This is a genomic window from Streptomyces sp. NPDC001002, from assembly GCF_053599215.1.
The window spans coordinates 57,220-77,951 of record NZ_JBSFLV010000009.1; the positions used below are offsets into that span (position 1 = coordinate 57,220).

19 protein-coding genes are annotated in these 20,732 nt (G+C 69.2%); 9 read left to right on the forward strand and 10 right to left on the reverse strand.

What is annotated here, in order from left to right; translation table 11 throughout:
• Positions 1 to 54: 54 nt before the first annotated feature.
• On the reverse strand, positions 55 to 1,350 hold the full coding sequence (locus ACWDR3_RS07200) for an ROK family transcriptional regulator (RefSeq protein ID WP_450351463.1): 1,296 nt from the start codon (positions 1,348 to 1,350) through the stop codon (positions 55 to 57).
• A gap of 181 nt (positions 1,351 to 1,531) precedes the next feature.
• Between ACWDR3_RS07200 and ACWDR3_RS07205 the strand changes: the two genes are divergently transcribed.
• From ACWDR3_RS07205 to ACWDR3_RS07215, 3 genes are all read left to right on the forward strand, one after another.
• The gene (locus tag ACWDR3_RS07205) at positions 1,532 to 2,611 is read left to right on the forward strand and encodes a Gfo/Idh/MocA family protein (protein WP_450351464.1); all 1,080 of its coding nucleotides are present in this window, start codon (positions 1,532 to 1,534) and stop codon (positions 2,609 to 2,611) included.
• Complete coding sequence (locus ACWDR3_RS07210; protein WP_450351465.1) at positions 2,608 to 3,111, forward strand: heme-degrading domain-containing protein; 504 nt, start codon at positions 2,608 to 2,610, stop codon at positions 3,109 to 3,111. The genes ACWDR3_RS07205 and ACWDR3_RS07210 overlap by 4 nt, the downstream gene beginning before the upstream one ends.
• Before the next feature lie 83 nt (positions 3,112 to 3,194).
• The gene (locus tag ACWDR3_RS07215; RefSeq protein WP_450351466.1) at positions 3,195 to 4,061 is read left to right on the forward strand and encodes an LLM class F420-dependent oxidoreductase; all 867 of its coding nucleotides are present in this window, start codon (positions 3,195 to 3,197) and stop codon (positions 4,059 to 4,061) included.
• Positions 4,062 to 4,175: 114 nt separating this feature from the next.
• On the opposite strand, the gene ACWDR3_RS07220 is transcribed toward ACWDR3_RS07215, so the two are convergent.
• The 4 genes from ACWDR3_RS07220 to ACWDR3_RS07235 all read right to left on the reverse strand — a co-directional run bounded on the left by ACWDR3_RS07220 (position 4,176) and on the right by ACWDR3_RS07235 (position 6,867).
• Positions 4,176 to 5,033, reverse strand: a complete 858-nt coding sequence (locus ACWDR3_RS07220; RefSeq protein ID WP_450351467.1) for a fumarylacetoacetate hydrolase family protein — start codon at positions 5,031 to 5,033, stop codon at positions 4,176 to 4,178.
• A gap of 120 nt (positions 5,034 to 5,153) precedes the next feature.
• A complete protein-coding gene (locus ACWDR3_RS07225) occupies positions 5,154 to 5,855 on the reverse strand; it encodes a YidC/Oxa1 family membrane protein insertase (protein ID WP_450351468.1) in 702 nt (233 codons plus the stop codon).
• An 81-nt stretch (positions 5,856 to 5,936) separates the two neighbouring features.
• Complete coding sequence (locus ACWDR3_RS07230) at positions 5,937 to 6,260, reverse strand: DUF6412 domain-containing protein (RefSeq protein WP_450351469.1); 324 nt, start codon at positions 6,258 to 6,260, stop codon at positions 5,937 to 5,939.
• Between the two features lie 79 nt (positions 6,261 to 6,339).
• Positions 6,340 to 6,867 (reverse strand): winged helix-turn-helix transcriptional regulator, encoded by a 528-nt coding sequence (locus tag ACWDR3_RS07235; protein WP_450351470.1) that lies wholly within the window; start codon positions 6,865 to 6,867, stop codon positions 6,340 to 6,342.
• 69 nt (positions 6,868 to 6,936) lie between these two features.
• Between ACWDR3_RS07235 and ACWDR3_RS07240 the strand changes: the two genes are divergently transcribed.
• Entirely contained in the window at positions 6,937 to 8,355 is a 1,419-nt protein-coding gene (locus ACWDR3_RS07240; protein WP_450351471.1) for an MFS transporter, read from the forward strand.
• A 146-nt stretch (positions 8,356 to 8,501) separates the two neighbouring features.
• Here ACWDR3_RS07240 and ACWDR3_RS07245 read toward each other — a convergent pair whose 3' ends face one another.
• The 4 genes from ACWDR3_RS07245 to ACWDR3_RS07260 all read right to left on the reverse strand — a co-directional run bounded on the left by ACWDR3_RS07245 (position 8,502) and on the right by ACWDR3_RS07260 (position 14,752).
• Positions 8,502 to 9,056, reverse strand: coding sequence for a hypothetical protein (locus ACWDR3_RS07245; RefSeq protein ID WP_450351472.1), 555 nt, complete (start codon positions 9,054 to 9,056; stop codon positions 8,502 to 8,504).
• 14 nt (positions 9,057 to 9,070) lie between these two features.
• Entirely contained in the window at positions 9,071 to 13,498 is a 4,428-nt protein-coding gene (locus tag ACWDR3_RS07250; RefSeq protein ID WP_450351473.1) for an RHS repeat-associated core domain-containing protein, read from the reverse strand.
• Between the two features lie 11 nt (positions 13,499 to 13,509).
• Positions 13,510 to 13,821, reverse strand: coding sequence for a hypothetical protein (locus ACWDR3_RS07255; protein WP_450351474.1), 312 nt, complete (start codon positions 13,819 to 13,821; stop codon positions 13,510 to 13,512).
• 133 nt (positions 13,822 to 13,954) lie between these two features.
• Complete coding sequence (locus ACWDR3_RS07260) at positions 13,955 to 14,752, reverse strand: class E sortase (RefSeq protein WP_450351475.1); 798 nt, start codon at positions 14,750 to 14,752, stop codon at positions 13,955 to 13,957.
• Positions 14,753 to 14,951: 199 nt separating this feature from the next.
• Between ACWDR3_RS07260 and ACWDR3_RS07265 the strand changes: the two genes are divergently transcribed.
• Entirely contained in the window at positions 14,952 to 16,424 is a 1,473-nt protein-coding gene (locus ACWDR3_RS07265; RefSeq protein WP_450351476.1) for a beta-1,6-galactanase, read from the forward strand.
• A gap of 45 nt (positions 16,425 to 16,469) precedes the next feature.
• Here ACWDR3_RS07265 and ACWDR3_RS07270 read toward each other — a convergent pair whose 3' ends face one another.
• Complete coding sequence (locus ACWDR3_RS07270) at positions 16,470 to 16,760, reverse strand: DUF1905 domain-containing protein (RefSeq protein WP_450351477.1); 291 nt, start codon at positions 16,758 to 16,760, stop codon at positions 16,470 to 16,472.
• Between the two features lie 109 nt (positions 16,761 to 16,869).
• Here ACWDR3_RS07270 and ACWDR3_RS07275 point away from each other — a divergent pair, with 109 nt between their 5' ends.
• The 4 genes from ACWDR3_RS07275 to ACWDR3_RS07290 all read left to right on the forward strand — a co-directional run bounded on the left by ACWDR3_RS07275 (position 16,870) and on the right by ACWDR3_RS07290 (position 20,662).
• Positions 16,870 to 17,889 carry an SEC-C domain-containing protein gene (locus ACWDR3_RS07275; protein ID WP_450351478.1) on the forward strand — a complete coding sequence of 340 codons (1,020 nt, stop codon included), beginning with the start codon at positions 16,870 to 16,872 and terminating at the stop codon, positions 17,887 to 17,889.
• A gap of 73 nt (positions 17,890 to 17,962) precedes the next feature.
• Positions 17,963 to 18,415 (forward strand): very short patch repair endonuclease, encoded by a 453-nt coding sequence (locus tag ACWDR3_RS07280; RefSeq protein WP_450351479.1) that lies wholly within the window; start codon positions 17,963 to 17,965, stop codon positions 18,413 to 18,415.
• 451 nt (positions 18,416 to 18,866) lie between these two features.
• Positions 18,867 to 19,325 (forward strand): SMI1/KNR4 family protein, encoded by a 459-nt coding sequence (locus ACWDR3_RS07285; RefSeq protein ID WP_450351480.1) that lies wholly within the window; start codon positions 18,867 to 18,869, stop codon positions 19,323 to 19,325.
• A 503-nt stretch (positions 19,326 to 19,828) separates the two neighbouring features.
• Positions 19,829 to 20,662 carry a DUF6551 family protein gene (locus ACWDR3_RS07290; RefSeq protein WP_450351481.1) on the forward strand — a complete coding sequence of 278 codons (834 nt, stop codon included), beginning with the start codon at positions 19,829 to 19,831 and terminating at the stop codon, positions 20,660 to 20,662.
• Positions 20,663 to 20,732: the final 70 nt, after the last annotated feature.

The following is a 20,732-nucleotide window of genomic DNA, read 5'->3' on the forward strand; positions in this document are numbered from 1 at the left end:
CCAGGGCCCGCCCCGGCGACCAGCGCACCCGACCCTGCCGAACCGTCGGAGACATCACGCGTCGGCGCGCCCGAACAGCGGTGCCAGTACGAGCTGGGCGGCGCCCTCGGCCACCTCGCCGGAGACGGCGCGTACCGGGACCGCGGGCTCGCCGACTCGCCGGGCGCGTTCGTCGAGGACGGCACGGACGCCTCGTACGAAGGGTTCGGGGGTGGTGGTGACGGTACGGCCGCCGAGCAGGACGAGGTCGATGTCGAGCAGGGCGACGAGGTTGCCGGCGCCGGTGCCGAGGACACGGGCCGCCTCCGCGAGGTCGCCGCGCGCCACCGCGGCCAGGCACAACGCCTCGACGCAACCGCGGTTGCCGCAACCGCACAGCGGCCCGTCCAGCTGAACGACCTGATGCCCGAACTCGCCCGCACCGGTGCGGGCGCCCCGATGCACGGCACCGCCGATGACGAGGCCGGCCCCGAGCCCCGTACCGAGATGCAGGTAGGCGAAGGACCCGCGCTCCCCGCCGACGGCGAGTCCGAGCGCGGCGGCGTTCGTGTCCTTGTCGACGGCCACGGGCACCCCGAGCCGCCGCGCGAGCGCGTCCCGCAGGGGGAACCCGTCCCACTCGGGGAACCCGGTGACGCGGTGCAGGACTCCGCGGGAATGGTCGAGGGGGCCCGGGAGGGCGACGCCGACGCCGAGCACCGGGCGGATCTCGGTGCCGGATGCGGGGCGGACGCCGGTGCCAGAGCCGGCGCTCGTGCCACTGCCAGAGGCTGTGCCGGTGCCGGTGTCGATGCCAGAGTCGGTGCTCATACCGGTGCCAGAGCCGGTTCTCGTACCGGCTCCATCCCCAGACCCAGCCCCAACCTCAGACCCAACCCCAACCCCAGACCCAGACCCAGCCCCGACCCCCGCACCAAGCCCCCATCCACCCCCGCCCCCCACCAACCCCTCCACCTCCCGCGCCACCGCCCCCAGGACCGCCTCCGCCCCCGCCCCCAGATCCAGCGAAGCGCGCCGCTCCCCGACCACCGCCCCGGTCAGATCGACCAGTACCGCCCGCAGCTCGTCGCGGTCCAGGTGGAGTCCGACCGCGTGGCCCGCCTCCGGCACCAGGCGCAGTACGGTCGCCGGTTTGCCGCCGGTGGAGGCGCGGCGGCCCGCCTCGGCCACCAGGCCGTCGTCCCGCAGCCGGGCCGTGATCTTGCTGACGGCCTGCGGGGTCAGCCCGGTGCGCTCGGCGAGTTCGAGCCGGCTGATGCCGTCCGCACCGGCCGTCCGCAGCAGGTCCAGGACGAGCGCGGCGTTGTGACTGCGCAGGGCGAGCAGGTTCACACCCCCACGCGCGCCCACGCGCCCGCCCTCACGACCGCTCCCGCCACCCCCGTCACCCCCACCGCTCGCACCACTCGCACCGCCCCCAGCCGACAACCCGCCGCCGCCCAAGCCCTCCACACCGCCGCTCCTCGACCCGTCCACGCCCCCATTCTCCCCCGCGCTTGCACTTTGGCAACAGCGTTGCGAAAGTGGAGGCATGACTGCTACCGCTACTCCCCTCCGCGTGGGCCTGATCGGCTACGGTCTCGCGGGCTCCGTCTTCCACGCCCCGCTGATCGCCGCCACCGAGGGCCTCACGCTCGACACGGTGGTCACCTCGAACCCGGAGCGGCAGAAGCAGGCCCGCGACGAGTTCCCGGGCGTCGGCATCGCGGCCACGCCCGACGAGCTGTTCGCCCGCGCGGCCGACCTGGACCTGGTCGTGATCGCGTCGCCGAACAAGACGCACGTGCCGCTCGCGACCGCCGCGCTCGACGCCGGGCTCCCGGTCGTCGTCGACAAGCCGGTCGCCGGCACGGCCGCGGAGGCACGCGAGCTGGCGGCCCGGGCCGAGGCGCGCGGCCTGCTGCTCTCCGTCTTCCAGAACCGCCGCTGGGACAACGACTTCCGCACCCTCCAAACGCTGCTCGCCGAGGGCGAGTTGGGCGACGCGTGGCGTTTCGAGTCGCGGTTCGAGCGCTGGCGCCCGCAGTTGAAGGGCGGCTGGCGCGAGTCCGGCGACCCGGCAGAGATCGGAGGTCTGCTCTACGACCTCGGCAGTCACGTCGTCGACCAGGCACTCGTCCTCTTCGGCCCGGTCACGCGGGTCTACGCCGAGTCGGACATCCGCCGCGACGGGGCGCAGACCGACGACGACACGTTCATCGCGCTGACCCACGCGAGCGGTGTCCGTTCCCACCTCTACGTCTCCGCGACCACCGCCCAACTCGGCCCGCGTTTCCGGGTCCTGGGCTCGAAGGCCGGTTACGTGAAGTACGGCCTCGATCCGCAGGAGGCCGCCCTGCGCGAGGGCAAGCGCCCCGACACCACCGCCGACTGGGGCACGGAGCCGGAGGAGCTGTGGGGCCGGCTCGGTGCCGGTGAGTCCCCGCTGACCGGCGGCGGCACCCCCGTACCGACCCTCCCCGGCGACTACTCCGCGTACTATGCGGCCGTGACAAGGGCCCTCACCGACGGCGGCGCCAACCCGGTGACCGCGCTGGAGGCGGCGGCCGCCCTCGACGTCCTGGAGGCGGCGCGTCGTTCGGCCCGCGACGGAGTGGCGGTGACGCTGTGACGCACAACACCGGGATCACGCCGAAGTTCCAGCCGGAGATCACCCCGCCGCTGGAGGAACTGGAGGCGCAGGAACGCCACTTGGTGTTCAGCCGGTTCACCTTCGAGGACGCGTGGGCGCTCGGCTCGCTCCTGGTCGACCTGGCCAGGGAGCGGCAGGCGCCGGTCGCGATCGACATCCACCGCGCGGGCCAGCAGCTCTTCCACGCGGCGCTGCCGGGTTCGACACCGGACAACGACGCCTGGATCGCCCGTAAGCGCCGGGTCGTGGAGCGCTACGGCAGCGCCTCCTACCTGGTCGGTGCGCGGTTCCGGGCCAAGGGCACGACGTTCGAGGACTCCTCGCGCCTGGACCCGGACGAGTACGCGGCCCACGGCGGCTCCTTCCCGATCACCGTCGACGGCGTGGGTGTCGTCGGCTCGGTGACGGTGAGCGGACTGCCCCAGCTCCAGGACCACCGGATGGTGGTGGAGGCGCTGGAGGAATTCCTCAAGCGCTGACACTCCGTTAGGTCCGGGGATTATCGCGGGTCGCCCTCCGGTTGGGACCGCCGTAGAGCACACCGACCGGAGGGACCGCGACCATGACCGACTTCTTGAAGGAATGCGTCGGCCGCTACGGCATCTGGAGCATCGGCCTGCGCGCGGAGGAGCCCGGCCGGCGCGCCGAACTCGCGGAGGGCGTGGCCGAGTTGGAGCAGCTCGGCTTCGGTGCCGTCTGGCTCGGCAGCAACAGCACCGCCCGTAACGCCCTGCCACTGATCGAGGCCACCTCGAAGATCACCGTCGGCACCAGCATCCAGAGCATCTGGCAGGCCGAAGCGGCTTCGGCCGCCGCGGAGTTCACCGACGTGGAGGCGGCCCGCCCCGGCCGTTTCGTGCTGGGCCTCGGCGTCAGCCACGCCCGTCTCTCGGACCGCTACCGCCGTCCGCTCGCCGCGCTGAACGCCTACCTCGACGCCCTGGACGCGGCCGGCGTCCCCGCCGACCGCCGTCTCGTCGCCGCCCTCGGCCCGAAGGCCCTTGAGCTGACCCGCGAGCGCGCGGCGGGCTCGGTCCCGTACCTCGTCACGACCGAGCACACGGCCCACGCCCGCGAGATCCTGGGGCAATCGCCCCTGCTGGCCCCGGAGTTGAAGGTCGTCCTGGAGTCGGACCCGACCCGGGCCCGCACGCTGGCCCGCGGCAGTCTGGCCCCCTACCTCGGCCTCCCCAACTACACGAACAACTTCCTCCGCCACGGTTTCACGGAGGCGGACTTCACGGACGGCGGCAGCGACCGTCTCGTCGACGCGGTGTTCGCGTGGGGCGACGACGCCACGATCCGGGCCCGCGTCGACGCCTTCCACAAGGCGGGGGCCGACCATGTAGCCCTTCAGGTTATTGACGGCAACTCCCGCCAGTCCCTCCCGAGGGAGGCGTGGCGCCGCCTGGCGGCCCTACTGAAGTGAGGCGGGGCTTCAGCTTTTTAGGGGCGCGGGGAACTGCGCGACCAGCCACGCACGGTCTGCGGCCGACAACTCACCCGCACCACCCGCTGTTCCCCGGCCAACCCAGTGGAACGCCTACGCGTCCTTGAACTCTTGCCGCTGCCTGCCCAGACCGGCGATCTCCAGTTCCACGACATCTCCGGCCCGCAGGTACGGCTTGGGCTCGGGCTGCCCGAGGGCAACCCCCGCCGGCGTACCCGTGTTGATGACATCGCCGGGGTACAGCGTCATGAACTGACTGACGTACCGCACGACTTCGCCCACCGGAAAGATCTGCTCGGCCGTGGTCCCGTCCTGCTTCAGCTCCCCGTTGACCCACAGCTTCAGCGACAGGTCCTGGGGATCCGCCACCTCGTCCGCCGTCACGAACCACGGCCCGAGCGGATTGAACGTCTCGCAGTTCTTCCCCTTGTCCCAGGTACCGCCCCGCTCGATCTGGAACTCCCGCTCGGACACGTCGTGCGCCACCGCGTACCCGGCGACATGCGCGAGCCCGTCCTCCGCGGACTCCAGATACCGGGCCGTACGCCCGATGACGACCGCCAGCTCGACCTCCCAGTCGGTCTTCACCGACTTCCGCGGCACCAGCACGGTGTCGTTCGGGCCGATCACCGTGTCCGCCGCCTTGAAGAAGACGACGGGCTCGGCGGGCGGCTGGGCGCCGGTCTCGCGGGCGTGGTCGTGGTAGTTCAGCCCGATGCACACGACCTTGCCGATCCGCGCCAGCGGCGGCCCGATCCGCAGCCCCGCCGCGTCCAGCGCGGGCAGCTCACCGCCCTCCACCGCGGCCCGTATCCGGCCGAGCGCCGCCCCGTCGGCCAGCACCGACCCGTCGATGTCGGACACGACCCCGGAGAGGTCCCGCAGGACCCCCTCGGCGTCGAGCAGCGCGGGCTTCTCCGCTCCCGCCGTACCGACTCGCAGCAGCTTCATCGTCACCATCTCCCTCGATCGCGTGCGGTCGACCGATGGGTGCAGCCATCGGAGGACTGGTCGATCCTCCAAGCTCAGCGTGCGCTATGCAATACCTGGTTCACGTACTGGACCGTAGGCCTAGCGGTAGAGCACGGCCCGCTCGACGGCACTCCACGCCGTACTGGTCACCACGTACAGCGCGGCGGCCAGCGGCACCACCGCCACGGTGACGAGCGTGAAGAAGGACAGATACGGCATCGCCTTGCCGACGGCGCCGCCGACGGGGCTGTCGGCAGCGAGGCCGTCGGCGGTCAGCCGCTTGTTGCGTACGCAGCTGAAGGCGGCGATCACGGCGGCGACGAGGAACAGCCCGACGTACACGAGCCCCGCCGCCCCGAACACTCCGCCCCCGGCCAGCGCGTCGGCCCACCGCCCGCCGAGCGGAGCGGCGAACAGCCGGTGGGACAGCAGCGCGTCCCCGTCGGTCGAGAACAGCCGGTAGAGGAGGAAGAACGCCGGCAGTTGAAGAAGGCTCGGCAGGCACCCCGCCAGCGGTGACACCTTCTCCTCCGCGTGCAACTCCAGCACCGCCTGCTGGAGTTTCTCGGGCTGCTTCGCGTACCGCTTCCGCAACTCGGCGATCTGCGGCCGGAGTCGGGTCTGGGCCTGCTGCCCGCGCGCCGCGGCCCTGGACAAGGGATGCACGAGCAGTCGTACGAGGGCGGTGAACAGGACGATCGCGGCGGCGACCGCGGTGGCGCCGAACAACGGCTGGAGCAGATCGGCGAGTTGCTCGACGAGATGGGCGAACAGGTCGGTGAACACAGCGAAAACGGACATGGGTGAGCCCTCCGAGGGTCATGCCGGAATGGGTGACGACGGCATGGCGACCCACGAGGGCTGCTACGAAGGGGAGTTGCCCTACGCGAAGGTCGCCGGGAGGGCGTGTCCGGGGGCTCGGGGGCGGGTGCGCCCCCTGGCGTCGGGATCGCGTTGCGGCAGGAAGGCCGTACGCCGGGCCCGGTCGCGGATGGCCGTACGCACCCGAGTGGGCGGCACGGCGGGCGCGGAACGCGCGGCGAGCAGGGCACAGGCGGCGAGCGCGGACCCGACCGCGGCGGTCGCGGCGAGCGCGACGGTGGCGGTGAGGCTGCCGGTGTCGAGCAGGGCGAGTTGGAGCAGCAGGACGAGGAGGAAGGGGGCGAAAAGGGAGGCGGGACGCAGGGACGCGCGGTACCTGCTCATGCCCTCCCCCTTCCGTCGTACGAAATCCGTCGTACGGAATCCGTCGTGCGAGCTGAACTCCTCAGTGCTCCACCTGCCGTTATACAGGAACCGTCTCGATCGGCTCCAGCAGTCTCTTCGGCTTGAGGAGGGCGCGGCCGACCGGATCCGTCGGGTTCGGGTCGAGGCCGGGGCCCGGGACCATGACGACGTCCGCAACCGGTACGACGCCTCCGCAGGCGGGGCATTCGCCGTACGGTCCGAGTTCGGTGCCGCAGTCGGCGTGCTCGAAGCGGCGCAGTTGGGTGTCGCTGAAGTGCTCGCGGCCCCAGCGGCCCAGGGAGCGGACGGTCGGCCACAGGGCGATGCCGCGCTCGGTGATGACGTACTCGTCGCGCGGCGGCGACTGCTGGTAGCGCCGCTTCTCCAGGATCCCCTCCGTCGTCAGCATCTGGAGGCGGGCGGCGAGGACCGCGCGGGGGATGCCTAGGTGGGTGAGGAAGTCGTTGTAGCGCCGGACGCCGTAGAGGGCGTCGCGGATCACCAGGAGTGTCCAGCGCTCGCCGATGACCTCCAGGGCGCGGGCGATGGAGCACTCCTGGGTCGCGTAGTCCTTGCCGAGTGCCATGGCGTCCACTGTAGCGACTTTTCGACGTATCGGTTCAGTGAATGAACCTGCGATGCTACGGTGCTCCACATGACAAGGTTCAATGAACGAACCGTCGCCGGGTCCGAAGCGCCCGCCGAGGTGCCGACCGGTCCGACACAGGCCTCTGCCGAGGCGCCCCCGCGTCCCCGGGCCACCCTCGCCCTGACCAGCGCGGCGACGGCCGTGGCGCTGATGACGTACACCGCGCCGCTGATCACGCTCCCGGACACGGCGGCCGACCTGCACACCGCGGTCTCCGCGCAGGCGTGGCTCATCAACGGCACCCCGCTCGGCCTCGCCGCCCTCCTCCTGGTCGCCGGCAGTCTTGCCGACGACTACGGCCGCCGCCGGATCTTCCTGGCCGGCACGCTGACGCTGGGCATCATGACGGCGCTGGGCGCGCTGGCCTCCTCGACCTGGCTGTTCACGCTGGCCCGGGTCGCGCAGGGCGCGGCGAGCGCGGCCGTCCTGGCGAGCAGCCTGGGGCTGCTGGTGCACGCCTTCCCGAGCCCGCGGGGACGGCTGTACGCGACGGGCGTGTGGGGAGCGTTCGTGAGCGGCGGCATCGCGGTGGGCCCGGTGGTGGCGGGTGCGATAGGGAACTGGCGGATCTCGTACGTCGTCCTGGGCGCGGCGGCGGTGCTGGTGGCGGGACTGGCGACGCGGCGGCTGACGGAGTCGCGTTCACCGCGGGGCGGCCGCCCGGACATCCTGGGCGCACTGACCTTCGGGCTGGCGCTGGTCGCGCTGGTGGCCGCGCTCACGCTGGGCCGGGACGGCTGGCTGCGTCCGCAGGTGGGACTGCTGTTCCTGGCGTCCGTGGCCTTGTTGGCGGTCTTCACCCGCCTCGAACACCGCACCACCACCCCCATGATCGACCTCTCCCTCCTCCGCCACCGTCCCTTCCTGGCCTCGGCCGCGGGCGGTCTGTTCACGGGGCTCGCGGTGATCGGCCTGTTCAGCTTCATGCCGACCGTGTTCCAGCAGACGCTCGGCCTGTCCGGGATGGACACGGCGTGGCTGCTCCTGCTCTGGTCCGGCCTGTCCTTCGCGGTAGCCCTGCAGGCCAAGCGCCTCGCCGGCCGCGTCCCGGCCCGCCCCCAACTGGCCGTCGGCTTCGCCCTGCACGCGATCGGCGTCCTGACCATGCTGGGCGCGATCGACTCCGGCTCCTGGCAACGCCTGCTCCCCGGCCTGATCCTCAGCGGCATCGGCAGCGGCCTCCTCAACGCGGCACTGCCCCTCCTGGCGGTGGACTCCGTCCCGGCGGCGCGCGCGGCCATGGGCTCCGGCGCGCAACAGACCCTCCGCTACATCGGCTCCTGCGCCGGCGTCGCCCTGACGATCGCGATCGTCACGTCCTCGGGCGGCGGGTTGGGGCAGGGCGCGAATGTGGCGATGGTGGTGTCGGCGGGGTTGTCGGTGGTGGCGGTGGGGGCGGTGTTGGCTTTGCGGGAGCGGGCGTAAGGGCCGGTCGGTCCAGCGATGTCAGCTCGTCTCCGGGCATCGACGTGCCGGCCGTCTCACCGACGAGACTGAGCACCACCTTCACGAAAGCCTCCTTCCCGGAGCCAGGGGAAGTGGGAGTGGGAGCCAGTCGAGGGGCTGAGGCATCAGGGAGTGACGGCGGCGATCCATTCGGCGCCCTTCACCAGGAGCGGCCCGGCAACCTCGTCCGCGCCCGACACGTAGGCGGCCCAACGGAGTTCGTCGCAGGCGAAGAACGACTCGCCCCAACTGTCCACCCAGATACGCGCCGTACGGTCACCGGTCCGGGTCAGATCCCACCAGGCCCACCCCCGGGACTCGGACTCGGGATCGAACTCGTACAGCCATTCCTGCGCCCGCCACGACCCGCCACCGATCGCGGCGGCATACCGTTCGGCACCCACCTTCACGTACTCGGGAACCGGCGCCGAGGCCGCCCGGTCGGCGGCGACGAACCATTCGGGGAGCGTGTCGACAGGAGGGTCGCCTTCGTCGAACGGATGGGAGAGCGCGACCTGGAGGGCGGGGGCCAGTACTGAGCGCAACCTGGTGTCGAACTCCTCGGCGGGACAGGTGGTCCGCACGTCGAAGGCGGAGAGGACGGGGGGTACCGTCCGTGCCGCCGGCCGGTGCGACAGCCGGGCGCTCTCCTGCTCGATGTCCTCAGTCTCGTGAAACACGACAGCGCCTTCCCTCAGCCTTCCTGGACTACCCTGCCGGGATACTTTGCCACTTCTTCCCTGAACTCCTTGAGCATGCTGTCAGGGATCCCGTACAGGTCATCGCCCTTGGTGAGGTCGGAGATCTCCGGGCAGATCTTCTTGAGCTGTCTCCACTCCGCGTCGGTGAATCCGAGCCCGTCCGGCTGCTTCTGAGGTATGGCGAGCCTTCGGATCCGGTCGCGGAATTCCTCCGAGATCTGGAACTCCACGATCTGCCCGCCCGCACCGCGGTACTCGACCGTGTGCCTCATGTCCCCGCTCAGATTGACGTACAGGAATCCCTTGCCGGTGATGGTCACCTCACCGTTCTCACCGATGTGGATCCGCTGGCTCAGGGGATGATCCGTCTGCTTGCGGTATCCGAGGACCGTCTCCTCGCATTTCGGCGCGAGCCCGAGCGGATCGATCCAGGTGTGCGGGTTGTGCACATAGGTCGACGGGTTGGGAGCCGGGGCGAGGCCGAGCGGGTCCGGAGTGATGTAACGGGCGGTCTCCGGGTCGTAGTACCGGTGGTAGTTGTGGTGCAGCCCGGTCTCGGGGTCGAAGTACTGGCCCGGGAACCGCAACGGGGTGTACGTGCTGCTGTCGGACGCCCAGGACGTCGTACCCCACAGCGTGCTGTGCGCACGCCAGGCGATGTGGCCGGTCTCGTCGACGAGTTCGGTCGGAGTGCCTACGACATCGGTGACGATCGTGAAGAAGCGGGAGTCGATCTCGTCCTGTGTCGCGTCGTCCACGCCGACGCGTTCGGTCTGTGCGATCGGGTGCTGCCCCTGGTGGTCCCAGGTGAGGGTGACCGGATGGGGCAACTCGGCTGCCACCGTGCTCTGTTCGCACAGGATCGCGCCGTCCCAGGTGAACTCCGTCTGTTCGACGACGGTGTCGCCGTCGGCGGCCACGCGTTGTTTGGCTGTGCGGCGCCCGAGAGGATCGTAGAGGTAGCGCCACCGGGTTCCGTCGGGCGTGACGACGGATGTGAGTCGGTCGTCGGAGTTCCAGGTGTAGTGCCAGGTATCGGGTGTGCGGGACAGCCGGGTCTTCCGGCGCGAGGTGATCCGGCCCGCCGCGTCGTGCTCGTAGCGGACGCTGCCGGCCCGGGTGAGGCGTGTGCCCGCGTACTCGCGCTCCCCCATGACCTCGTGACCGGGATAGGCGGCGGTCCAGGACGCCGTGCTCTGATTGCCGACGCTGTCGTAGGCATAGCGCTCGGTCCGGTCGGCGGCACTGACCGCGGTGACGCGGCCCGCGGCATCCAGGTCGAAGTGACGTGTGCCGCCGCGCAGTTCGTCGACACGGGTCAGACAGCCGTCCGCGCGGTAGCTGTAGTCACGCCGCTGAACGCTCTCCCCCTGGGGACCCAGCACGGACTGAGAGGTGAGACGTCCTTCCGCGTCGAAGGCGTTCGACAGCGTGAGCGTGTCTCCGACGAGGCGGGTGAGCAGACGGTCGGCGGCGTCGTACGTGAAGTCGATGCGGCGACCACCGGCGGTCATCTCGACGCAGCGCCCTGCCTCGTCGTACTCCCACCGGCTGACCGCCCCCGTGGGAGTGGTGCGGCTGGTCCGCCGGCCCAGCACGTCGTATGTGTACCTGGAAGTACGCCCGTTGACCGTCTCCGCCAACAGGCGCCCTGCGACGTCGTGTTCAAGAGTGAGCGTGGAGTCGGCGCCGGCGGCCGCGACCAGGCGCCCCGAGGCGCTGTAGGAGAAGTCGACGACCTCGTCATCGGCGGTTCTCCGAATGACCTGACCCAACACGTTTCGCTGGAAGGCGGTCGTCTGACCCAGCGCGTTGGTGAAGGTCTCCAGGCGGCCCGCGGGGTCGTGGGTGTAAGAGACGGTACGGCCGTCGAAGTCCGTCTCGCCGACCAGGCGTCCGGCGGCATCGTATGCGTACTTCCAGGTCAGCCCCTGGGGATTGGTCACCCCGGTGAGGCGCAACTCGGAGTCGTAGGCGTACGTGTACCGCACGCCTCCCGGGCCGGTGCGGCTCGCGGGAAGGTCGAAAGGGGCGTACTCGAAACGGGTGACCGCGTTCATCGCGTCGGTCCGGGCGACGCGGTTTCCCTCCGCGTCGTAACTCCACGACTCCGTGGTGCCATCGGCTGCGGTGCGCCGGGCGAGCCTGCCCTCCACGGTCCATTCCTGCCGTGTCACGTTGCCGAGCGGGTCGGTGATCGTGACGGACCGGCCGAAGGCGTCGCGTTCCAGAGAGGTGCGGGCTCCGAGAGGATCCGTGATCTCGGTGAGGAGTCCGGCGCGATCGCAGCGGACGCGTGTGGTGTTGCCCAGTGCGTCGGTGACGGAGGCCAGGTGTCCCGACGCGTTGTAGGTGAAGCGGGTGGTGGCTCCCGCCGGGTCCGTGACGGCGGTCCGGTCGCCCTTGTCGTCGTATTCCTGGCGCCAGACGGCTCCGTCCGGTCCCGTGATGGTCATGGGCAGACCGAGCGCGGTGTACTCGGACGTCGACTCACGGCCGTCCGGACGGGCCACCGCGACGACCTGGCCGCTGTCGCTGTAGCGGTACCCGGTGGTGTGGCCGAGCGGGTCGGTCACCGAGACGAGTCGGAGGTGGTCGTCCCACTCCCGCGTCGTGACATTGCCGAGCGGGTCGGTCTCGCTGATCAGGCGCAAGGACTCGTTGTGCTCGTAGACCCGCGTATGCCCGAACGAGTCGGTCACCCGGGTGGTACGGCCGACGTCGTCATAAGTGAGCGTGGAGGCCAGGGCGTTGCCCGTACCCCCGGTGGCCACGACCCGGCCGTGCTCGTCGTAGGCGTACCAGTACGTGGTGTCGTTGCGGTCGGTCCACGAGGTGATCCGGCCGTCGGCGTCGTAGGTGTAACGCATGGGCAGGCCCGAGGAGTTGGTCTCCTCGGTCAGCCGGCCCCGCTCGTCGTAGCCGAAGCTGACCAGCGTCGTGCCGGAGCCTCCCGGAGCGGACGGGTCGAGCAGGCGCAGGCCGGTGACGCGGGAGCGAGCGCGGTCGTGGTCGATCGCGATGCGGTAGCCGCCGGAGTGGACGACCCCGCGCGGGATGTCGCCTTCCGCGTACTCGACGGTGACGCGATTGCCGTTGCGGTCCTCGATGTGCTGCAGCGGCAGGTCGACCGCGGTGTCGCCGGCGGCGGCGACCGGGCTGTGGAAGACATGGACCAGACCGGAGTCGGGGTCGGTGACCCGGACCCCGCCGTCGACCTCGCCGTCCCAGGAGAGCAGGAGCCGTGAGCCGGGCGTCTGCGGCCGGACGGGTTCGTTCGTCTCCGGGTCCGGGACGGGGAAGCACAGCCGGGCCCCGTCCGCCGCCGCGAACACGAAGCCGGTCTCGTCCGCCTGCACCCGCTGGTCCAGCGTCGAGGCCCACGACGGACCGAACCAACCACCCCAGCGGTACGAGGAGTTGTGGGTGCGTTCCAGGATCAGTGGCAGCACACCCGGCAGGGACACGTCGACGCGCGGCAACGCCATGTCGCCCGTCGCCACGTCGATCGGGTCGCGCACGAACGTCTTGATCATGTTGCGGATCGAGGCGGGCAGCTTGTTGAACTCCGGGTTCAGGCTCAGCCGTTCGAAGGTGGCGCAGTTCAGCTTCAGGCCCTTGGCGAGCTGGGCCAGGTCCGCCGGTTTGAGCGCCTTCAGGCCCTTCCCCAACGCCTTGCCGAGCACGCCGAACCCGATCCCCAGAACCGCGCCCTCGGCCAGGATCCCGGCCAGCTTCCCGGGGTCCTTGAACGCCCCCGGATCCTTCAGCAGCGTCTCGAACGCCGAGAACTTCGCGCCCTCCTTGGCCATCCTGGCCACCTCGGACACACCCCGGATCTCCTTCAGCGCCTTGAGCGCCCGCTCCACACCTCGGATGACCTCCATCACCCCGCGGATGACGGACCCCAGCGCGGTGCCCTCCTCCTCGATCCGGGCGATCAGGGCGACCACCTTCAGCGCCCGCTCGCCCGCCACCAGGGTGGCCGCCACCGAGGAGGCACCGGCGGTGAGGATGTCGAGGGCCAGACCCGCGATCTCGAACTCGACGATCTCCGCGAGGATCACGCCGATCTCGGAGAGCAACTCGTGTGCCTTGTCGGCGAATTCGTCCAGCGCCTTCGCACCCTCACGCAGGGAGTGCGCCATCTCGGACGCGTTCTTGCGCGTCGCCCTGGCCCGCTTGTTGAACGCCTTGGCGGCCTTGCCCTCCCACTCGACGTCCACCAGAGCCTTGCGCGCGGCCTCGGCGGCGTCGTCCAGGCCGGTGGCCAACTGCCGCCACTTCTTTGCTATTTCCCGCACGCCGTCCGGGTCCACCGCCGGATCGCTGATGCCCAGGAACTCCAGGCCGCTGGCGACCGAATCGCCGAACATGTGGTTGAACTTGTTGATGTAGTGGAAGGGGTTGAGGTCGACCATGACGTCGCGGCTCAGCCCTTCTCGGCCTGCGCCGCGGCGGCCAGCAGCACGTCGAGCAGGTCGAAGGCGTCGGACACGTCGCCCATCAGCTTCGCCTCCCCCTCCCACTCCTCGTGGAGTCGTCCGGTCAGCTCGGCCAGGGTGGTCATGCCCTCACGTATCTCGTCCGTCGCGCTGAGCAGCGCGCCGAGCGCACCCAACGCGCCCAGGTCGTGCGACTGCGCCCTGAACTCCTGCAACGGCTTCGCCGTGTGCTGCTCCACCCGCCGCAGCCCCGAGGCCGCCTTGTGCAGAGAAGCAGCTTCTTTCTTCAGGTCCGACACCCGAACCAGCCCCCGTACGTCATCACTTCACTCTGTGCACATGCCAACCCCACGACACTAGGGAGGGCGATTATGCGAGAGGTATGGGTGAGACCAAGGGCGAGCAAAGATCGCCGACGGCAATCGGCCCGCGTCAAGCCCGCGGTCGCATCGACACCAGCTTCCCCCACACCACCAGCCGGTACCGGGACGTGTACTCCGGCGTGCAGGTCGTGAGGGTGATGTAGTAACCGGGCTGCGCGTACCCGTACTTGGGCTTCACGACGGAACGCGGGACGGCCCGTACGACCCCCGAGTCCCGCGCCGAGGTCTGCGGCAGCGACTTGTCCACGACATACGTGTACGTCGCCTCCGCCGTCTCCACCTCCACCACGTCCTTGGCCCGCAGCCGGTTGATGTACCGGAAGGGCTCGCCGTGGGTGTTGCGGTGGCCGGCGAGAGCGAAGTTGCCTGCCTGGCCGGGCTGTTGGGTGCCGGGGTAGTGGCCGACGTAGCCCTTGTTGAGGACGTTCTGCTTGCTGACGCCCTCGGCGACGGGGACGCGGAGGCCGAGGCGGGGGATGGTGAGGATGGCGTAGGCCTGGGACCAACTGGGCGTGGATCGGCTGGTGTTGGCGGTGGTACGACGATCGGAGGCGCCGTCGTCGGAACCGGCACCGGCGCCCTCGCCGGGCGACGCGGACGTATCACTACCGGACCCGACGCCCTCGGCCCCCTCCCCCGAGGCCCCGTCCCCCCACTCCCGTTCCAGCGCCTCCACCTTCCGTTCGGCGCCACGTCGGGCCTCCCGGTTGGTCCACCACAGTTGATGGACGACGAGCAGGAGCAGCACGACCCCCACCGTGACGAGGACTTCGCCCCCGCCCCACCACACCCGCCGGCGCCGCGCACTCCGCCGGCGGCTGCTGTGCTGCACCACGGGAACGCGCATCCGGACGGACACCTCCTCGACTGGGCCGCCCGCACGATAGGCGCCGCCCGGCCAAGTCACCAGTTGCAAGGGCCGTTCGAGACTTCGTACATAGGTTTTAGAAAGGGCTGTCGCAACCCTCGACAACCCCACGCACCACACCCGATGCTTCGACGTGGCATGAACGGGACAGCCCGTCGAGCGAACCGGAGAAGCCGCAATGATCCGACGCAGAACCCTGCTTGCCGCGGCCGGCGGCGGCATCCTAGGCAGCGCCCTGGCGACCGGCACCGCACACGCGGACGCGACCGTCGCCGTCAACCCCGGTACGTCGTGGGGGACTTGGGAGGGCTGGGGCACCTCCCTGGCCTGGTGGGCCAATGTCTTCGGCGCGCGGGACGACTTCGCCGACATCTTCTTCACCACCAAGTCGACGACGTACAACGGCACTTCGCTCCCCGGCCTGGGCCTGAACATCGCCCGTTACAACCTGGGCGCGTGCAGCTGGAACGCGGTGAACGGCGAGTCGATGGTCGCCTCCCCGAACATCCCCGCGTTCAAGCAGATCGAGGGCTTCTGGCAGGACTGGAACAACGAGGACCCCACCTCCTCGGCCTGGGACTGGTCGGCGGACGCGGCGCAGCGCGCGATGCTGGTGAAGGCGACCGCGCGCGGCGCGACCAGCGAGCTGTTCGCCAACTCCCCCATGTGGTGGATGTGTTCCAACCACAACCCGTCCGGCGCATCCGGCGGCGGCAACAACCTCCAGACCTGGAACTACCGCCAGCACGCCTCCCACCTCGCCGCGGTCGCCCTGTACGCCAAGAACAACTGGGGCGTGAACTTCGCGACGGTCGACGCCTTCAACGAGCCCAGCTCCAGCTGGTGGACGGCGACCGGCACGCAGGAGGGCTGCCACATGGACGCGACGGTCCAGTCAGCCGTACTGCCGTACCTGAGAAGCGAGTTGAACACGCGCGGCCTGACGGCCACCAAGATCTCGGCATCCGACGAGACGAGTTACGACCTCGCCCGCACCACCTGGAACTCCTTCAGCTCCACGACGAAGGGGTACGTGAACCGGGTCAACGTCCACGGCTACCAAGGCTCGGGCGGACGTAGGGACTTGCTCTACACGGACGTCGTGACGACGGCCGGCAAGGCCCTGTGGAACTCGGAGACCGGCGACAACGACGGCACCGGCTACACCATGGCCTTCAACCTCCTCTACGACTTCCGCTGGCTCCACCCCACCGCCTGGGTGTACTGGCAGGTCATGGACCCGTCCTCGAACTGGGCGATGATCGCCTACGACGCGGACACGCTGGCGGCGGGCGCGGTGACGACGAAGTACTACGTCATGGCCCAGTTCAGCCGCCATCTGCGCCCCGGCATGCAGATCCTCGACACGGGCGTCAGCTACGCCACGGCCGCCTACGACGCGAGCGCCAAGCGCCTGGTCATCGTCGCCCTCAACACCGCGACCACCGCCCAGACCCTCACCTTCAACCTCTCCAACTTCACGACGGTGAGCGGCGGTTCGGGCGGCCTGGTGCCGCGCTGGAACACGGTGACGACGGGCGGGGACCAGTACAAGGCGTACTCGGACACCTATGTGAGCGGGAAGACGGTGGCGGTGCCGTTCGCGGCGAAGGCGGTGCAGACGTTGCAGATCGACGGGGTGACGATCTAGCGGGGGGTGTGGGAGGGGGCACGGCTGCCGGCGCCCGCCCCCTCCTCACTTCAGCTGGACGGTCATCTCCACGGTGACCTCGTCCCCGGCGGAGATGCCCTGCGGCACCCGCACGGCGTTCTTCAACGGCAGCAGATAGCCGCCTTCCCGGGGAAAGAGGGAGGTCCCGAAGTCGACCTCCCCCACGCGCGCCTCGACCGGGATCACGCCCCACCCGTAAGTGGCCATGGCGGCGACCTCCCGAATGTCCGCGGACTCCTGGTCCGGCACGGGGACGAAGTAGTACGGCGCGGGCCCACGCCACTCGATCACCGGCCCGGAGAACACAAGACGCATGGCGCCAGTCTCCACCCCCACCTCTCTGGCCCCCTCCCCTCCCCTTCTCCATCGGTCCTGGCCTGCGGATATCTCTCCTTTGTCACCCGTCGGCAGTACGGTGTCCCCCATGCGCCCCGACACGCCTGCCGAGAACGTCGACCACACCGCCGAAGCGGCACGCCTGGAGCGGACCGCCGGCCGGTATCCCGAGGACGCCGAGGCCCTGCTCCTGCAGGCCGCGGCCCACCTGGAACTGTCCGGCGACCGCCCCGCCGCGACCGCGCTCTACGACCGTCTGCTGTCCTCGAACGACACCCTGGACAACCCCCACCTGGTACGGGCCCTCAAGGCCTCGAACCTGTGGGAGTACGGCCATGAGGCCGAGGCCCGCGCGATCATCGACGGCGTCCGCGCGGCGGCCCCGCGCGACCCGGCCCCCTGGGTGATCGTGGCCGAGGCCCTGGAGTCGCACGACGAGCTGGAGGCGGCCCAGGAGACGTTCTCGGAGGGCGCCGGTCTCCTCCTGGCGGACGTCCAGGAACCCCCGTACTCCACCCACCCGCTCCTCTTCGGCCGCCACCGCGTGCGCCGCATGCTGGGCGTGGCCCACGACGCGTGGGACATGCTGGCCGACACCCTGCACTCCTCCCCCGTCTCCCTGGACGAACTCCACGACCCCAAGCGCGTCTGGTCCCTGGGCTCGGACAACCCCGCGGAACTGGAGGCCGAGATCTCCCGCCTCCGCGCGGAACTGGGCACATACCGAGAGGCCCTCTCCCGCCCGTTCCCGGTAGCGGTCCTGCACTGGCCGACGACGGAACTGGCGGAACTTGTCTCGGACTACCCGACCTTGACGAGCGAGTACCCGTCCCATGAGGCCCATTTGGCGACGATAGAGGCGTCACTGAGGGAGCTGGCGGCTTCGGGGACTCCGAACCTCGGGATCGTGACGGGGACGGTGCCTTCTTACGAGGCCTTCGCGGCGTCGGAGGGCTCATCTCCGGCGGACGCGGATCTGCTGCCGCAGTATGCGACGACGTTGGCGGCGCGGGGGCGGGCTGTGGCTTGGCCGCCGCAGCGGGGGGCTGATTGTTGGTGTGGGTCGGGGCGGGGGTATGGGGAGTGTCACGGGGCCCTGGGAGCGTGACTCGGCGCCTCACCTGACCACTTGCCCGGCAGTCATGATTCGTGACGACGCGCATTCGTGAGGTTCGAAGACAGTGAACAGCGTGACGCCTTCCTCTCCCCAGGTCTCAGCTCGCATGAGCAGGCAGGCGAGCAAGGACACCGGGGCCGAGCTGGCCGTACGACGACTGCTGCACGCGGCCGGGCTGCGTTACCGGGTGGAGTACCCGGTGCCCGGCATGGCTCGGCGCCGGCTCGACATGGCGTTCACTCGGGCGAAGGTGGCCATCTTGATCGACGGGTGTTTCTGGCACGGGTGCCCGGTGCACGCGACGCAGCCGAAGGCAAATGCGGAGTGGTGGCGCCAGAAGCTGGACCGGAACATCGCTCGCGACCGGGAGACGACCGCGCACCTGGTCGCGCAGGGATGGACAGTGCTGCGTTTCTGGGAGCACGAGGAACCCGGCTCAGTGGCCGCGCGGGTGTCGGCCACTGTGGAGCGGCGGCGTACAGAGCAGACGAGGGAGAGAACAAGACGAGTGGTTTGACCTAAGTGGACGTGTGCTCGGGGGCAGGCGGGCTCGCTCTCGGACTCGAGCGAGCGGGATTGGAGCCGCGCCTGCTCCCGTACGACGACAAGTGGCCGTCACCACTCTGCAGACCGACCGTCATAGTGGAATGTCCTCCACATAGACGTTCTGGACTTCGATCCGGCTGAGCACCACGCGAGCCTCGACGTGGATCTCCTGTCGGCCGGCCGAGTACCAGCTGTTCCGTGACTTCGCCCGCGCCGAACTGGCCCTCTGAGATACGAGTTCAGCTGGTTCGTCCTGAACACGTTCGACATCGGGAGGCCGCAGAATCGTCGCCAGGACGTGCTGTCGGCCGTCTCCTCGGCCTCTGAGGCGCGTGCCATGATCCGGCTTCATGAGTGAACCTTCACTGTCGCCCGCTTGGCTGGCCTCGTGGATCTGCAGGGTCTCAGGTCCACTGCAGACAATGACAGCCGAGTTCGAGCGCCGGCACGGGTTTCCTCCGGGCACCAACCGGGTCCGGTCGGCCAACCTCGACGACCAGGCGGCGGCCCGCGCTCTCGCCGAACTGAATCTCGCTTCTGCCGACCTGGTCACCCTCTACGACGGCATTGGCGACATCATCTGGGCGGACGTCGGCAACAGCTACTTCGTCGACCCGGTACCTGACATCCTCCCGCGGCTCAAGGAATACGGCTCGGTCGGTGGTGGCACGGGCGAGGAGGCTCGTGGCCTGGTCATTGGCTCGAACGGTGGCGGACTGTGTTACGTCACTGGCCCCAGCGGGGTGGTCTACCGGACGCGGACAGCGTCACTGGACGAACCCGAACTCGACAGGGTGGCTGATGATCTGCGCCAGTTTCTGGAACTGCTGGAGGAGTCCTTGACACGGTTCGTGGCCAACGGCGAGCCGGGATATCTATAGGCGCGGTTCCGGGCACTTCCTTGCGTTGGTCGTTGTAAGCAAGACCAGTGTTGCCGATGGGCTGATCGCGGTGAACTGGTCTGCCCTTGAGCGTTGTAGGTGGCGGTCAAACACGAGAGGGGCATGCCTGCGATGCCAGTTCTCAGCCAAGCCAGTCCACCGAACTGTGAGCGAGCCTCGAAGACGACGCTTTCCGCTCGGCGCTGGTGCAAGCCCCATCGCAACGGTGGTGACAGGATCGGGGATGCGTTGAGCGCCGTCTTGCTCCGACGACAGCACGATGCGACACGCCGACAGAGGAGTCGATGGCCCGCCCTGGCTGCGCTCCCGCCTGAAGGACGTTCGTCGAGGTTCCGTTCCTCGAACTATCTCGTGACTGCCATGGGCAGACTCAACATCTCAAGCGGCTTATCTCTCAAACCACTTGAAGTGCCAACAACCGCACGATTACCATCCTGATGCGCCGCCTCCCAAAATCCGGCAATGCCGACCATCCCTGAAACGTGGCGCAGAAGGGCGCATCCATGCCTAAGGCTCGATACACATTCGAGCTCCCGGTCCATGATGTGGACTACGGGAAAGAGGTTGCCGTCAGCGACCTCAACATAGATCCACAAGCGCAGCGGACTCTCAATGAGAAGCGCGCTCAGAACATCGCCAGCCACCTTGTGCGTGAGGCCATCGGCTCAATCGTTGTTTCCCAACGTGTTGATGGCGACCTCTACATCGTCGATGGGCAGCATCGTTGGCGCGCATGCGCACTCGCTGGTATACCCACCATTCGCGCCGATATCCACCACGGACTTACGCAGGCGCAGGAGGCTATCCTCTTCCTGATCAAGAACCGTGAATCACACAAGCCCCGCCCCATAGACGAATACCACGTAGGCCTCACCGGAGGCGTTCCCCTCTTCGTCGACACCGACCGCATCCTGAAGAAGCACGGCCTCGCCCTGGGCTCCTCCTCCACGAACAGTGTGGGAGCCGTGTCCGGAGTGCTTCAAATCACCGATCGATACGGAGCTCCCATCTTCGATCGAACCCTTTCAATCGCCGAAGACGCCTGGGGACGGTCCGCCGAATCCTGGGATGGAATGCTCCTCGGCGGCATCGGCATGTTTCTTGGCCGTCACGGCGACCTAGTCGATGACAAGGATCTGGCCAAAAAGATAGAGCGCATGGGTTCTGCCGCCAAGTGGCGGTCTGAAATCCTGAGCCAGTCCTCTCGCGGTGGCTTCAACAACAGTGGTACTGGCTCTCGTGTAAGCACCGCCTACCGGATGGTCGGCAACGCCTGGAACAAGGGTCGCAAAACGGAGAACCGTATCGAGATCTAGCGCGATCATCAGAAATTTGCCCTGCCAAGCTCTCGAAGGTGGATGGAAATCAACCATCGAGCCAGGCAGG

Excerpts from the sequence above, each read along its gene's own strand:
- ACWDR3_RS07205 (WP_450351464.1), top strand. The coding sequence starts at position 1,532 with ATGACTGCTACCGCTACTCCCCTCCGCGTGGGCCTGATCGGCTACGGT.
- ACWDR3_RS07215 (WP_450351466.1), top strand. The coding sequence starts at position 3,195 with ATGACCGACTTCTTGAAGGAATGCGTCGGCCGCTACGGCATCTGGAGC.
- ACWDR3_RS07220 (WP_450351467.1), bottom strand. The coding sequence starts at position 5,033 with ATGAAGCTGCTGCGAGTCGGTACGGCGGGAGCGGAGAAGCCCGCGCTG.
- ACWDR3_RS07225 (WP_450351468.1), bottom strand. The coding sequence starts at position 5,855 with ATGTCCGTTTTCGCTGTGTTCACCGACCTGTTCGCCCATCTCGTCGAG.
- ACWDR3_RS07230 (WP_450351469.1), bottom strand. The coding sequence starts at position 6,260 with ATGAGCAGGTACCGCGCGTCCCTGCGTCCCGCCTCCCTTTTCGCCCCC.
- ACWDR3_RS07235 (WP_450351470.1), bottom strand. The coding sequence starts at position 6,867 with ATGGCACTCGGCAAGGACTACGCGACCCAGGAGTGCTCCATCGCCCGC.
- ACWDR3_RS07240 (WP_450351471.1), top strand. The coding sequence starts at position 6,937 with ATGACAAGGTTCAATGAACGAACCGTCGCCGGGTCCGAAGCGCCCGCC.
- ACWDR3_RS07250 (WP_450351473.1), bottom strand. The coding sequence starts at position 13,498 with ATGGTCGACCTCAACCCCTTCCACTACATCAACAAGTTCAACCACATG.
- ACWDR3_RS07260 (WP_450351475.1), bottom strand. The coding sequence starts at position 14,752 with ATGCGCGTTCCCGTGGTGCAGCACAGCAGCCGCCGGCGGAGTGCGCGG.
- ACWDR3_RS07265 (WP_450351476.1), top strand. The coding sequence starts at position 14,952 with ATGATCCGACGCAGAACCCTGCTTGCCGCGGCCGGCGGCGGCATCCTA.
- ACWDR3_RS07270 (WP_450351477.1), bottom strand. The coding sequence starts at position 16,760 with ATGCGTCTTGTGTTCTCCGGGCCGGTGATCGAGTGGCGTGGGCCCGCG.
- ACWDR3_RS07275 (WP_450351478.1), top strand. The coding sequence starts at position 16,870 with ATGCGCCCCGACACGCCTGCCGAGAACGTCGACCACACCGCCGAAGCG.
- ACWDR3_RS07285 (WP_450351480.1), top strand. The coding sequence starts at position 18,867 with ATGACAGCCGAGTTCGAGCGCCGGCACGGGTTTCCTCCGGGCACCAAC.